Annotated in this window: 17 protein-coding genes; 11 read left to right on the top strand and 6 right to left on the bottom strand. The window is 64.5% G+C overall.

Features of this window, described 5'->3' with window-relative positions:
* The first annotated feature begins 38 nt into the window (after positions 1–38).
* The 4 genes from ABQF30_RS12290 to wzm are packed head-to-tail and all read left to right on the top strand — an operon-like array spanning position 39 to position 3,077.
* Positions 39–557, top strand: a complete 519-nt coding sequence (locus ABQF30_RS12290) for a bacterial proteasome activator family protein (protein ID WP_448463971.1) — start codon at positions 39–41, stop codon at positions 555–557.
* A gap of 6 nt (positions 558–563) precedes the next feature.
* Positions 564–1,361, top strand: coding sequence for a galactan export ABC transporter ATP-binding subunit Wzt/RfbE (gene wzt / locus ABQF30_RS12295; RefSeq protein ID WP_448463973.1), 798 nt, complete (start codon positions 564–566; stop codon positions 1,359–1,361).
* Positions 1,351–2,250 carry a galactofuranosyltransferase GlfT1 gene (gene glfT1 / locus ABQF30_RS12300; protein WP_448463975.1) on the top strand — a complete coding sequence of 300 codons (900 nt, stop codon included), beginning with the start codon at positions 1,351–1,353 and terminating at the stop codon, positions 2,248–2,250. Before wzt ends, glfT1 begins: the two co-directional genes overlap by 11 nt.
* Positions 2,247–3,077: a galactan export ABC transporter permease subunit Wzm/RfbD gene (wzm, locus tag ABQF30_RS12305; RefSeq protein ID WP_448463977.1), complete on the top strand. Its 831-nt coding sequence runs from the start codon at positions 2,247–2,249 to the stop codon at positions 3,075–3,077. The genes glfT1 and wzm overlap by 4 nt, the downstream gene beginning before the upstream one ends.
* Here wzm and ABQF30_RS12310 read toward each other — a convergent pair.
* Entirely contained in the window at positions 3,065–3,475 is a 411-nt protein-coding gene (locus ABQF30_RS12310) for a pyridoxamine 5'-phosphate oxidase family protein (protein ID WP_448463979.1), read from the bottom strand. The two genes, wzm and ABQF30_RS12310, sit on opposite strands and share 13 nt — an antisense overlap.
* A gap of 69 nt (positions 3,476–3,544) precedes the next feature.
* Here ABQF30_RS12310 and ABQF30_RS12315 point away from each other — a divergent pair, with 69 nt between their 5' ends.
* The 4 genes from ABQF30_RS12315 (at position 3,545) to ABQF30_RS12330 (ending at position 6,861) form a co-directional block, all read left to right on the top strand.
* On the top strand, positions 3,545–4,945 hold the full coding sequence (locus ABQF30_RS12315) for an HNH endonuclease signature motif containing protein (RefSeq protein ID WP_448463981.1): 1,401 nt from the start codon (positions 3,545–3,547) through the stop codon (positions 4,943–4,945).
* Between the two features lie 41 nt (positions 4,946–4,986).
* Positions 4,987–5,328, top strand: coding sequence for a TFIIB-type zinc ribbon-containing protein (locus ABQF30_RS12320; protein ID WP_448463983.1), 342 nt, complete (start codon positions 4,987–4,989; stop codon positions 5,326–5,328).
* 89 nt (positions 5,329–5,417) lie between these two features.
* Positions 5,418–6,026 carry a gamma carbonic anhydrase family protein gene (locus ABQF30_RS12325; protein WP_448463985.1) on the top strand — a complete coding sequence of 203 codons (609 nt, stop codon included), beginning with the start codon at positions 5,418–5,420 and terminating at the stop codon, positions 6,024–6,026.
* Between the two features lie 16 nt (positions 6,027–6,042).
* A complete protein-coding gene (locus tag ABQF30_RS12330) occupies positions 6,043–6,861 on the top strand; it encodes an alpha/beta fold hydrolase (RefSeq protein ID WP_448463987.1) in 819 nt (272 codons plus the stop codon).
* A 20-nt stretch (positions 6,862–6,881) separates the two neighbouring features.
* On the opposite strand, the gene ABQF30_RS12335 is transcribed toward ABQF30_RS12330, so the two are convergent.
* Both ABQF30_RS12335 and ABQF30_RS12340 read right to left on the bottom strand, forming a co-directional pair.
* Entirely contained in the window at positions 6,882–7,634 is a 753-nt protein-coding gene (locus ABQF30_RS12335; RefSeq protein ID WP_448463989.1) for a phosphotransferase family protein, read from the bottom strand.
* Positions 7,635–7,652: 18 nt separating this feature from the next.
* Positions 7,653–8,123 carry a carboxymuconolactone decarboxylase family protein gene (locus ABQF30_RS12340; protein WP_448463991.1) on the bottom strand — a complete coding sequence of 157 codons (471 nt, stop codon included), beginning with the start codon at positions 8,121–8,123 and terminating at the stop codon, positions 7,653–7,655.
* Between the two features lie 49 nt (positions 8,124–8,172).
* On the opposite strand from ABQF30_RS12340, the gene pdxR reads away from it, so the two are divergent.
* Positions 8,173–9,585, top strand: a complete 1,413-nt coding sequence (pdxR, locus tag ABQF30_RS12345; protein ID WP_448463993.1) for a MocR-like pyridoxine biosynthesis transcription factor PdxR — start codon at positions 8,173–8,175, stop codon at positions 9,583–9,585.
* On the opposite strand, the gene ABQF30_RS12350 is transcribed toward pdxR, so the two are convergent.
* Genes ABQF30_RS12350 through ABQF30_RS12360 form a run of 3 tightly spaced genes read right to left on the bottom strand, consistent with a single transcriptional unit; the run spans position 9,582 to position 11,080 of the window.
* Entirely contained in the window at positions 9,582–10,226 is a 645-nt protein-coding gene (locus ABQF30_RS12350) for a disulfide bond formation protein B (protein WP_448463995.1), read from the bottom strand. The two genes, pdxR and ABQF30_RS12350, sit on opposite strands and share 4 nt — an antisense overlap.
* A gap of 4 nt (positions 10,227–10,230) precedes the next feature.
* Positions 10,231–10,395 carry a DUF5993 family protein gene (locus ABQF30_RS12355; RefSeq protein ID WP_448463997.1) on the bottom strand — a complete coding sequence of 55 codons (165 nt, stop codon included), beginning with the start codon at positions 10,393–10,395 and terminating at the stop codon, positions 10,231–10,233.
* A 58-nt stretch (positions 10,396–10,453) separates the two neighbouring features.
* A complete protein-coding gene (locus ABQF30_RS12360) occupies positions 10,454–11,080 on the bottom strand; it encodes a trimeric intracellular cation channel family protein (protein WP_448463999.1) in 627 nt (208 codons plus the stop codon).
* A 48-nt stretch (positions 11,081–11,128) separates the two neighbouring features.
* Here ABQF30_RS12360 and ABQF30_RS12365 point away from each other — a divergent pair, with 48 nt between their 5' ends.
* Positions 11,129–11,524, top strand: a complete 396-nt coding sequence (locus ABQF30_RS12365; protein ID WP_448464944.1) for a GtrA family protein — start codon at positions 11,129–11,131, stop codon at positions 11,522–11,524.
* Positions 11,525–11,548: 24 nt separating this feature from the next.
* Positions 11,549–12,931, top strand: coding sequence for a decaprenylphosphoryl-beta-D-ribose oxidase (locus ABQF30_RS12370; protein WP_448464001.1), 1,383 nt, complete (start codon positions 11,549–11,551; stop codon positions 12,929–12,931).
* Positions 12,932–13,017: the final 86 nt, after the last annotated feature.

Raw genomic sequence — 13,017 nt, forward strand, 5'->3', positions numbered from 1 at the left:
CGCTGATGCGGTGACAAACACGAGACGACTGGAAGGCCATGACCATCAACCCGGACGACGACAACATCGAGATCCTGACCGACGCGGCTGGTGAGAACGCTATCGACGCCGATGCCGACGGCAAGTCGCTGACCGACCTCGTCGAGCAGCCGGCGAAGGTGATGCGCATCGGGACCATGATCAAGCAGCTGCTGGAGGAGGTCCGGGCCGCGCCGCTGGACGAGGCCAGCCGCAACCGGTTGCGCGACATCCACCGGACCAGCATCAGCGAGCTCGAGGAGGGCCTGGCGCCCGAGCTGCGTGAGGAGCTGGAGCGGCTGACGCTGCCGTTCACCGAAGACAGCGTCCCGTCCGACGCCGAGCTGCGCATCGCCCAAGCCCAGCTGGTCGGCTGGCTGGAGGGCCTGTTCCACGGCATCCAGACCGCCCTGTTCGCCCAGCAGATGGCCGCGCGCGCCCAGTTGGAGCAGATGCGCCAGGGAGCGCTGCCACCCGGACTGCAGGCACCGGGCGGTCAGCGCGGACCGACGCATCCCGGCACCGGGCAGTACCTGTAGGTCGTAGTGTCTGACCCCCACATCTCGACACGCAACGCGTGGGTCGAGTTCCCCATCTTCGACGCCAAGTCGCGCTCCTTGAAGAAGGCGTTCCTCGGCAAGGCGGGCGGCGCCATCGGGCGCAATGAGTCCAACGTCGTCGTCATCGAGGCACTGCGCGACATCACCATGTCGTTGGAGATGGGCGACCGGGTCGGCCTGGTCGGGCACAACGGCGCGGGGAAGTCGACGCTGCTGCGGCTGCTGTCGGGTATCTACGAGCCCACCCGCGGCTCGGCCACCGTGACCGGCAGGGTGGCACCGGTGTTCGATCTCGGTGTCGGCATGGACCCCGAGATCTCCGGATTCGAGAACATCGTCATCCGCGGGCTGTTCCTCGGGCAGACCCGCAAGCAGATGATGGCCAAGGTCGACGAGATCGCCGAGTTCACCGAACTCGGCGACTACCTGGCGATGCCGCTGCGCACGTACTCCACCGGTATGCGCGTGCGGCTGGCGATGGGCGTGGTCACCAGCATTGACCCGGAGATCCTGCTGCTCGACGAGGGCATCGGTGCGGTTGACGCGGAGTTTCTCAAGAAAGCGCAGACGCGATTACAGAGCCTGGTCGAACGATCCGGAATCCTGGTGTTCGCAAGCCATTCCAACGAGTTCCTGGCCCGGCTGTGCAAGACCGCGATGTGGATAGACCACGGCACCATCAAGATGACCGGTGGGATCGAGGACGTCGTCCGCGCCTATGAGGGCGATGACGCCGCGCGTCATGTCCGTGAGGTGCTGGAGGAAAACACGCGTGGGGCCTGACGTGGTCTGCGCTGTGGTGGTCACCCACCGGCGTCCCGAGCTGCTCGCCAAATCGCTGGACGCGGTGGTGGCCCAAGAGCGCAGACCCGACCACCTGATAGTCGTCGACAACGACAACGACTCTGCGGTGCGCGACCTGGTCGAAGGCCAGCCGGTGCCGTCGACGTATTTCGGATCGCGTCGAAACCTCGGCGGTGCAGGCGGTTTCGCGCTCGGCATGCTGCACGCGCTGGCCTTGGGCGCCGACTGGATCTGGTTGGCCGACGACGACGGCCGACCCGCCGACGCGACTGTTCTGGGCACGCTGCTGGCCTGCGCCGAGCAGTACAGCTTGGCTGAAGTATCGCCCATGGTGTGCAACCTCGACGATCCCAAACGGCTGGCGTTCCCGCTGCGCCGCGGCCTGGTATGGCGCCGGCTGGTCAGCGAGTTGCGCACCGAGAGTGACGGAGATCTGCTGCCAGGCATTGCCTCGCTGTTCAACGGGGCACTGTTCCGCGCCGCGACCGTGGAGGCCGTCGGGGTTCCGGATCTGCGGCTGTTCGTCCGCGGCGACGAGGTGGAGCTGCATCGCAGGTTGGCCCGCTCCGGGCTGCCGTTCGGAACCTGTTTGAGCGCAAGCTATCTGCATCCGTGCGGCACCGACGAGTTCAAACCGATCCTCGGCGGGCGGATGCACACCCAGTACCCAGACGACGAGACCAAACGTTTTTATACCTACCGCAACCGCGGGTATCTGCTGTCCCAACCGGGGATGCGCAAGCTGCTGCCGCAGGAATGGATCAGGTTCGGCTGGTACTTTCTGGTGTCCCGCCGCGATCCCGCCGGGCTGCGCGAATGGATTCGCTTGCGGCGGTTGGGTAGACGCGAGAGGTTCTTCACAAAATGACCTTCACTGACGCGGCCGCGCAGTCCAGAACGATGAGCCGGGCTTGGCGCGATCTGTCCGAGGGCTTCGGCAAACGCGAGCTATGGCTGCATCTCGGCTGGCAGGACATCAAGCAGCGCTACCGTCGCAGCGTTCTCGGACCGTTCTGGATCACCATCGCCACCGGCGCGACGGCCGTGGCGATGGGCGTGCTGTACTCCAAACTCTTCAAGCTGGAACTGTCCGAACATCTGCCCTATGTGACGCTCGGCCTGATCGTGTGGAACCTGATCAACGCCTCCATCCTCGAGGGCGCCGAGGTGTTCATCGCCAACGAGGGGTTGATCAAGCAACTGCCGACGCCGCTGTCGGTCCACGTCTACCGGCTGGTGTGGCGGCAGATGATCCTGTTCGGCCACAACATCATCATCTTCGTGATCATCGCGATGATCTATCCCAAACCGTGGAAATGGACCGATCTCGCGGTCATCCCGGCGCTGGGACTGATCATGCTGAACTGCGTGTGGGTGGCGTTGTGCTTCGGCATTCTGGCCACCCGCTACCGCGACATCGGTCCGCTGCTCGCCTCGCTCGTGCAGCTGCTGTTCTTCATGACGCCGATCATTTGGAACGAGTCCACGCTGCAGCAGCAGGGTGCGGGATCCTGGGCCAAGATCGTCGAACTCAACCCGCTGCTGCATTACCTCGACATCGTGCGGGCTCCGCTGTTGGGTGCCGACCAGGAACTGCGGCATTGGCTGGTGGTGTTGGCACTGACGGTGATCGGCTGGACCCTGGCCGCGCTGGCGATGAAGCAATACCGGGCCCGCGTGCCCTACTGGGTCTGAACCGGCCCGAATGTGAAGTAGCGGCCGGAGATCTCCTTCGGCGTGATTCGCACGTAGCGCCGCTTCTCGTTCGCCGTCCAGGGCAGCAACTGCGCCCGCTCCGCGTCGGCGATCTCCTCCGGTGTCTCGAGCATCTCCGCGGTGCCGCGCACGATCACACTCCAGCCGTTGAGGATGTTGTGGTCATCGGCTTCGAACAGCACCTTGTCACTCATCAACGCGGTGATCAGCTTGGTGCCCTCCGCCGTCCGGAACAACACCGTGCGGTGCTGTACGACGAAGTTGACCGGGAAGATCTCGATCCGGGTACCGATCGTGGCGACGAAGCGGCCCAGCGCGACGCTCGAGAGCAGATGCCAGCTCTCATCCTCCCCCAGGACCGACGCGGGGCTCGTCATGGGCCAACACTAGCTGCGCGACGCTTCCTTTGCTGGACATACTTCGTTTCGTGAGGTAGATTCGAACATATGTTCGATGTTTCGAGCACGCCACACTTGCTCGACATAGCCAGTGACGAGCAACGCGCTGAACGGTCGAGCGCGGCACGGAAGCTGATCGCAGTGGGCCGGTTCGCCTTGCAGCGCATGAACGAACAGTCGGATGATCAGGGTCTTTGGTGCGTTGACGGCTGGGACGTGATTGCCGCCGAGGTCGGTGCCGAACTGGGCATCAGTCGTGGGCGCGCGTCCTCGCAGATGGGGTACGGCAAGACGCTCATCGAACGCCTGCCGCGGCTCGCGGAGGTATTCGTGGCCGGCGACGTCGATTTCCGGGTGTTTGCCATCATCGACTACCGCACTGCGCTGATCACCGATCGCGACGTTCTCGCCCGGATTGACGCCGCAGTCGCCCGCCGCGCGCCCAACTGGAACAAGCAATCTGATGAGAAGGTGGCCCAGGCTGTCGACTGGCTGGTGATTGAACACGACCCCGATGCCATCAGGGTCGCCCGCCAGTCCGACGCTAACCGGCACATTGAGATGGGCGAGCCCCAGAACGGAATGGTCGAAATCTGGGGCAGCGTGCGCGCATCCGACGCCGCCGCCATGGATCGACGGCTCAACGAGGTTGCCATTACTGTGTGCGGCGACGACCCCAGAACCAAGCGGCAACGTCGGTCCGATGCGATGGGTGCGGTGGCCACTGGCCAGTCGTCGCTGGCCTGCAACTGTGGATCCGCGGACTGCGCTGCCGCCGCCACCTCCGCCAGCTCCACCGGAGCGATCGTCATCCATGTGCTCAGCGAGGCAGCCACCATCGAGGGGCACAGTGACCAGCCGGGGTTCGCTCCCGGGCTCGGCACGGTGCCCGCCGAGACGGTCCGAGAGTTCGCGAAGCACGCCAAGGTCAAGCCGGTTGTCCACCCCGGCGATTCTCCGGCTGAACCGCAGTACCGGCCGTCGGCGGCACTGGCCGAATTCGTGCGTTTCCGGGATTTGACATGCCGGTTCCCCGGCTGCAACTGCCCGGCAGAGTTCGCCGACATCGACCACACTGTGCCATACCCGTTTGGGCCCACGCATCCGTCAAACCTCAAGCTACTCTGCCGTTTTCATCATCTGATGAAAACCTTTCACACCGGTCGCAACGCGTGGGGCGACAGTCAACTGCCCGACGGCACAGTCATTTGGAAGTCGCCCGGCGGTCGGACGTATACGACCCAGCCGCACGGCGCGCTGTTCTTCCCGCAGTTGGCCGTACCCACCGGCGAGCTGATCCTTCCGGCTGCGCCCAATCTGTCCGATCCTGCGAGGGGGTTGGCAATGCCGACCCGGCGAAGAACCCGGGCACAGGAGCGGGCGGCGCGCATCCAGTGGGAGCGCGGGTTGAACCGCGCCCGACAGGAAGCGGACCCCCCGCCCTTCTAACTCACCGGCACTTCATCGGGGGTTCGTGCGTTAATGGCGATATGAGCATCCCGCCATACGAACCGCCGAAGCCGCCCTCGAAGCACGGCAGCGCGAACACTCTCCTGTGTCCGAAGTGCGCCGGCGTCATGAAGACCTATGAACGCAACGGCATCCACCTGGAGCAGTGCGACACGTGCCGCGGCATCTTCCTGGACTTCGGTGAGCTTGAGTCGCTCACCCAGATGGAGAGCCGGTTCGTGCAGGCCGCTCCCCCGCCGCCGCCGGTCCAGCAGGGCTACGGACATTCGGGCGGCTACTCGGACTACGGGCCGGGCTGGGGCCACCGCGGCAACAAGCATTACCGCAAGCAGGGCTTCGGCCGGCTGTTCTTCTCCAGCTGAGGCTGCGAACCGACCGACGCAGACGCCTCCTCGTATGGTGGAAAACAGCCCCGCTCAGATATGAAGCCATACGTCGAGAGGCGCTGTTCATGCTGCTCGAACACCAAGGCAAACGCCCCAGCATCGATCCGACCGCGTATGTTGCGCCGACAGCAGTCGTCTGCGGAGATGTGACGATCGGTGCCAGAACACACGTCTCCTATGGCGCGGTGATCGAGGCACACGGTGCGCCGGTGCGCATCGGCGCACAGTGTGTGGTTCGCGAGAACCTCAACATCCGCAGCACGAGCCGGGACCCGGTCGAGATCGGCGACTATGTCCTGATCGGACCGCATTCGTCGCTCAAGGGCTGCACGGTCGAGAACGAGTGCTTCATCGCAACGGGCGCCAAGATCTATCAGGGAGCAAGCGTCGGACGGCACACAGAGATCCGGATCGACGGCGTCGTCCACGTTCGCACTGTCCTGCCGCCCACTTCGCTCGTTCCGATCAAATGGATCGCCGTCGGTGACCCCGCCCAGATCTTCCCGCCCGACAAACATGACGAGGTCGACGCGATCCTCAGCAGGATGGACTTCTCCCAACAGGTCTACGGGATGGAACGCCAGCCAGGCGGTGGTGTCGACATGGACATGAAGGAGCTCACCCGACGCGAGACAACCGGCCTCGCCGATCACCGCGACGATCGGCAGTTGTAGCGCGTGACATCCACTGATGATCCCGGATCTGCCCGAACCTAGGTACATCGTCGTGAACGGGATCCGTCTGGCCTACACAGACACGGGCGATGGGCCGGCCATCCTGTTCATCCACGGGTTCATGTTCAACCATTCGATGTGGCGTCATCAGGTCGCCGCGCTCGACGGTTGGCGACGGATCGCACCCGACATACGCGGCATGGGACTGAGTGACGCTCCGATCGGCGGCTACGGCATGGACCTCTACGCCGACGACCTCGCGGCCCTGCTCGACGCACTCGATGTCGACCGCACCGTGCTCTGCGGCCTCAGCATGGGCGGCTACGTCGCCTTGGAATTCCTTCGCCGCCATCGCGAGCGGGTGACGGCGCTCATCCTTCTTGACGCGCGGGCGGAAGCCGATACAGCGGAACGGAAGTCGAGCCGAAATGACATGATCGCCCGAGTACGAAACGGCGATACCGACTCGCTACCGCAAGAACTCGCATCGGAGTTCCTGGCAGACAGCGCGCCGGCCGAGGTCAGACGGCAGCTTGAAGAGATGATGGACCGCACGCCGGCGGCAGGGATCGTTGGAGCGCTCGAGGCCATGCGCGACCGCCCTGACAGTCGGTCGTTGCTTCAGTCGATCGTGAACCTGCCGACGCTGCTCCTGATGGGCAGCAACGACAGGCGAACACCGCGGGGCTCGGTACGTGCGCTAGCCGATCAGATTCCGAACGCAATGTTCACGGTGATCCCGGGCGCAGGTCACGTCCCTCCGCTCGAGAACGCGGAGGAGACAACGGAAAGCCTCCGTCGTTTTCTCACCGGGCTCAACGCCACGGAGCTCTGACTTCGGGCAAGGCAGCACCATCAGGCCATGCGCGCACAAGCCGCCAGCAGCAGGTCGTCGTCGGGATCGTTGGCGGCGGCCTGGATGACGGCGGCACGCGCGAACGGTTCCAGGACCGGCCAGGGATCGCCGGCCGGCACTGCCGGGCCGCCCGCTGTGCGATAGGCGTCGAGAAACGTTTCCCAGTCCGTATCGGGGATCAACCCAGCCGCCCAGAACCCGGCCGGCCTGGCCAGGTCCCAGGCCGGATCCCCGATGCCGAGGTCGTCGACATCGATCAGTTGCCAGGCCTGGGACGGCGACAGCCGGCCCAGTTGGCCCAGATGGAAGTCGCCATGCACGAGAGTGCGGGGCCGGTCGGGCGAACCTGCCCGCCACAGCTGATCGGGCAAGCCGGCTGCGGCGCGCAGGATCACGTCGTTCCCCCGCGCCCGTTCGACGGCACGCCGGAGGCGGGCCGGCCACCCGTGGGGTGGCAGCCGTTCGGTGACAGGGAACTTGTGCAGCCTCGCCAGCAGCCGTGCGATGTCCGCCCACGGCACCGAATCCGGCTGTTGGGCAAGAGTTTCCACCAGTGGCCATCGAGTGCGTGAGCGGTCGCCCACCGGTTCTGGCGTGCGCGACAACGGGGTGAGCAAGACGTCGAGCTCCACAGCCATCCGTAACCGGGCGCGAAGAGCGCGCGGATCGGTACCCGGCCGGTGAAGTTTGTGCACGACGCCGTTCACGCCGTCGCCGTGCACCGTGATCTCTGCACCGGACCGGGTCTGCACCCTTCTAGTTTCTCGCGCTCAGCGCCGCGGCGGCGCCATCTTGATGGCCGCGTTGATGCGGTTCCAGGCGTTGATCGTGACAGCCATCGAAATGGCCTGCCCGAGCTCTCGGTCGGTGAACGCCGCGGCTGCCCGCGCATACACCGCGTCGGAAACCGCGCCGTGGCTCAAGTCGGTGATGGCTTCGGTCAGTGCCAGTGCGGCCTGCTCACGTTCGGTGAACAGGTCACCGGCCTCTGCCCAGACCGCGATCAGGGCCAGCCGCTGCTCGCTCTCGCCCTGCTTGCGCGCATCGTGGGTGTGCATGTCGAGGCAGAACGCGCAGTGGTTGAGTTGAGAGGCGCGGATCTTGATGAGCTCGCCGATGGTCGGGTCGAGATCCTTCGCCGCGGCGTTGGACAGCGTCATCATCGCGTCGTAGAGCTCCGGCGACGCCTTGTAGATCTTGAGCCGGTCATCGGTCTTGGCGGGTTCCAGGGTCTGTGTCATACCGACAACCCTAGACAGAAAAGTACCGTCTAGATGGTTCAATCCAGAGGTGACTTCACGGGCCAATTCCGGCAGTCGGGACCTGCACCTCGAATTGCGCACGGTCATCGAGCCGGGCAGCCGGACTGCCCGCGAGCAGCTCATCACGGCATTGCGAGAGGGTATCCGGTCCGGCCGCCTGAGCACCGACACGGCGCTGCCGCCGTCCCGCGTCCTGGCCGCCGACCTCGGACTGGCCCGCAACACGGTCGCCGAGGCGTACGCCGAACTCGTCGCCGAGGGCTGGCTGGCCTCTCGTCAGGGCGCGGGCACCTGGGTCGCCAGAAACGTTGCGCCCCAGCAAATCCCGAGGCCACGTCGGATACCTGGCGTCCCGAAACACAACTTGATGCCCGGTTCCCCCGACGTGTCGGAGTTTCCGCGTGCGGCCTGGCTGGCCTCGGCTCGCCGCGCCTTGACGAACGCGCCGGTGACCGCGTTGCGGATGGGCGACCCGCGCGGCCACCTCGAACTGCGCGAGGCGCTTGCCGAGTATCTCGGCCGGGTCCGGGGCGTGCGCACCACACCGGAGTCGATCGTCATCTGTGCCGGCGTGCGCGACGGCGTCGAACTGCTCGGCAAGGTCTTCGGCGGCGACCGGCCCATCGCCGTAGAAGCCTACGGGCTCTTCATCTTTCGCGACGCGCTGGCCGGACTGGCTGTCGGAACGGTGCCGATAGGGCTGGACGACGACGGTGCCAGCGTCAGCGATCTCGATGGCCTGGACACCCCGGCCGTGCTGCTCACCCCGGCACACCAGAACCCCAACGGCATGGCGCTGCACCCCGCGCGGCGCGCCGCCGTCGTCGAATGGGCGCTGCGCACCGACGGATACGTACTCGACGACGACTATGACGGCGAATTCCGCTATGACCGGCAACCCATCGGTGCGCTGCAGCCCCTGGATCCTGAGCGGGTGGTCTACCTCGGCTCGGCGAGCAAGAGCATGGCCCAGACGCTGCGGGTGGGCTGGATGGTGTTGCCGGAGGCGTTGATCGACCCGGTGATCGCCGCCGCAGGCGGGCAGCAGTATCACGTCGATGCCATCACCGCCCTGACCCTTGCCGACTTCATCAAGACCGGCGGCTACGACCGACACATCCGGCGTATGCGCAACCGGTACCGGCGTCGGCGTGACTATCTGGTGGCCGCACTGGCGGGGTTCGACGTAGGAATCCGCGGCCTGGCCGCTGGCGTCAACATGCTGCTCACGCTGCCCGACGGAGCCGAGCCCGAAGTGCTGCGCAGGGCCGGCGAGGCAGGGATCGCGCTGATGGGGCTGTCGATCATGCGGCACCCGCTCGCCGGACCCGAGGTTCCCGACCCCGACGGAGTCATCGTCGGCTTCGGAGGCCCAGCCGAGCATGCCTTCACTCCCGCCGTCGAGGCATTACTCAACGTGCTACGAGCTACCGCGATCTAGCCGGGCAGTATGCAACCCTCGTTCAGGATGCCGAGGTCGTAGAAAATCTGATAGCACGCCGGGTCGTCCGGCAGTTTCCAATGGAAGCCCTCCAAAAGGAAGACCGCCACCAAATTGATGACGATCACCGCGCCACAGAACCAGATCGCCAGTTTGCCGACGGTCCGATAGGACGCCGGAATGTGTGTTGCCGCGGTCGAATACGAGAACGTGAACACCACACCGATAACCGCCACGGCAGCCGTGAATAACACCCACGACCAGACGTATAGATGTAACCCCAAAAATGCGCCGGCGTAGCCGGGATCACCGGGCAGAATATGCAGCATGGTCTGGCGCCATGCAGTGAATCCGCCACCAATGCTGGCAACAATCGCCATGCCCCAACCGACCATGTAATCGCGCGGCTCGATCACGCCGTCCATGCCTTTGCGCACAATGTAGACGCCGCCGAGTGCTGCCAGCGTCATGAACATTCGCTGCAGCATGCACAGAGGACACGGATACTCCCAGGCAAAGAACTGGAAGGCGAGCCCGCCGCAGATGACGCCTGTCCAGCCGATGATGAAAACGACCGCAAGCCAGTACTGAATACTGCCGAGGGCATTACGACTTACTTCGGTTTCCGGAAGACTCGTCATGGTGTCACCACGTCAGTCCGAGGCCGAGACTGCTCGTGATGTGGACTTTCAAGAATGCGCAACACACGATCATGACGATCCACCAAGAAGCGATGATCACCCTGCGAGACCGCTGTTTATACATCAGCACCAACGCGCCCAACATTCCGGCGAATATAATGGTGTCCATACGCCAGGATGCTACGACGGTTTTTCGGTAATCATCTGCATTTGCACGCTGAGAAAATTCAGGAATCCCAACCCGCGATTAGGTCGGAAGGACCGGTGGGCAGCCGCCAGTGGAAATACAGCCCGGCCAGCCGCAGCAGCGTAGCCAGTGCCGTACCCACGGCCAAACCGACCCATTGCGGGCCGAAGTAATCAATAACGGCGTACGCCGTCGCCCCGATCATCGCCGGAACCGCGTACAGATCGTCCGGTCCCATCAACAGTGGAATCTCCCGGGCCAGCACGTCGCGGATGATGCCGCCGCCGATCGCCGTGGTCATGCCGATCAGCACTGCCGCAAACCAACTGGCGTCGTGGTCAACCGCAATCGCGGCGCCGGAGGTGGCGAAGAACCCCATGCCGACAGCATCCAACGAAAGCACGATCCGCCTCAGCCTGACGAAAATCCTCGCGATGAGGGTGGCCACCGCCGTGGCGATCAACGCCACAGTGATGTTGTGCCATTGCTGAATCGAGGTGGGCGGATGGATGCCGAGGAACAGGTCGCGCACCACCCCGCCACCGACACCCGTCATCACACCGAGCGCGGCGATACCGAACAGGTCGAAACCCTTGCGGATCGCGACCATCGCGCCCGATGACGCGAACACCGCGATACCGAGGTAGTTGAGCACCAACTGCAGCACACTCGCACGGTAGGCGCTCGCTAAGCTGCCCGGGTGGCCGAACCTGTCATGTCGCCGAACCTGAGTTTGAAGACTCAGGCGTTCCGGTTCCTTGTGACCGGCGGATTGGCGGCGATCGTCGACTTCGGCCTGTATGTGGCGCTGCTCGCGGCGGGTCTGCATGTCAACGTCGCCAAGACGATCAGCTTCATCGCCGGGACCACCACGGCCTACCTCATCAATCGGCGCTGGACGTTCCAGGCACCGCCGAGCAAGGCCAGGTTCATCGCGGTCTGCGTGCTGTACGCGCTGACCTACGCCGTGCAGGTCGGCATCAACTACCTGTTGTACATGGCACTGGACGAGAAACCGTGGCGGGTGCCGGTGGCATTCGTCATCGCCCAGGGGACCGCGACCGTCATCAACTTCGTGGTGCAGCGCGCGGTCATTTTCCGGTTGCGCTGAGCTGGCGCGGTACCCTTTCTGACGATGCCGAACACCGAGATCCCGACCACCACCAAACGCCTGACGGGCTGGGCCCGCACCGCGCCCACCGTCGCGCAGGTGCTGTCGACCGATGACCCTGAGACGGTCGTGAAAGCCGTTACGCGAGCGGCAGAGAGTGGCGGCCGCGGTGTGATCGCCCGCGGTCTCGGACGGTCCTACGGCGACAACGCCCAGAACGGCGGCGGCCTGGTCATCGATATGACCAAGCTGAACGTGATTCATTCGATGGATACAGACAGCCACCTGGCCGAGGTCGACGCCGGCGTCGACCTCGACTTTCTGCTGCGGTCGGCCTTGCCCAAGGGTTTGTGGGTGCCGGTCCTGCCTGGCACGCGCCAGGTGACGGTCGGGGGCGCGATCGCCTGCGACATCCACGGCAAGAATCACCACAGCGCAGGCAGTTTCGGCAACCACGTGCGATCGATGGAGTTGCTCACCGCCAGGGGCGAGGTGCTCCACCTGACCCCGGACGGCGAGAATTCGGACATCTTCTGGGCCACGGTCGGAGGCAACGGACTGACGGGCATCATCCTGCGGGCCACCATCGCGATGACCCCGACGGAGACGGCCTACTTCATTGCCGACGGCGATGTGACGGAGACCGGTGACGAAACGATCGCCTTCCACAGTGACGGCAGCGAGTCCAACTACACCTACTCCAGCGCGTGGTTCGACGCGATGAGCGGTCCGCCCAAGCTCGGACGGGCGGTCATCTCGCGTGGGTGCCTGGCCAAAGTCGACCAACTCCCAACCAAGCTGCAGAAGCAACCGCTGAAATTCGATGCGCCGCAATACTTCACGGCGCCCGACATCTTCCCCAACGGCCTCGCCAACAAGTTCACCTTCGGGACGATGACCAAGCTGTGGTTCAAGATGGGCAAGACGTATCGCGGCCAGGTCCAGAACCTGACGCAGTTCTACCATCCGCTCGACATGATCGGCGAGTGGAATCGGGCCTACGGCACAGCGGGTTTCACTCAGTACCAGGTGGTGGTGCCCACCGATGCACTCGATGAATTCCGCTACATCATCAAGGCCATCCAGGCCAGCGGTCATGTGTCATTCCTCAACGTGTTCAAGCTCTTCGGCCCAGGCAACCGGGCTCCGTTGAGTTACCCGATGGCGGGCTGGAACATCTGCGTCGACTTCCCGATCAAGGCTGGGCTCAACGAGTTCCTCAGTGACATGGACCGCAGGGTCCTGGAGTTCGGCGGCCGGCTGTACACCGCCAAGGATGCCCGGACCACCGCCGAGACGTTCCACGCCATGTACCCGCGCATCGATGAGTGGATCGCGGTACGGCGCAAGGTCGACCCCGACGGTGTCTTCGCCTCTGATATGGCCCGCCGGCTGGAGCTGCTCTAGCGTCTGACCTGCGCTGGAAGCGGCGAGAACTTTATTCTTGACTAATTCCAGAAAAGCAGTAAGACTTCTTTCCGTGACCACGACTG

Source organism: Mycolicibacterium sp. XJ870, from assembly GCF_053483975.1.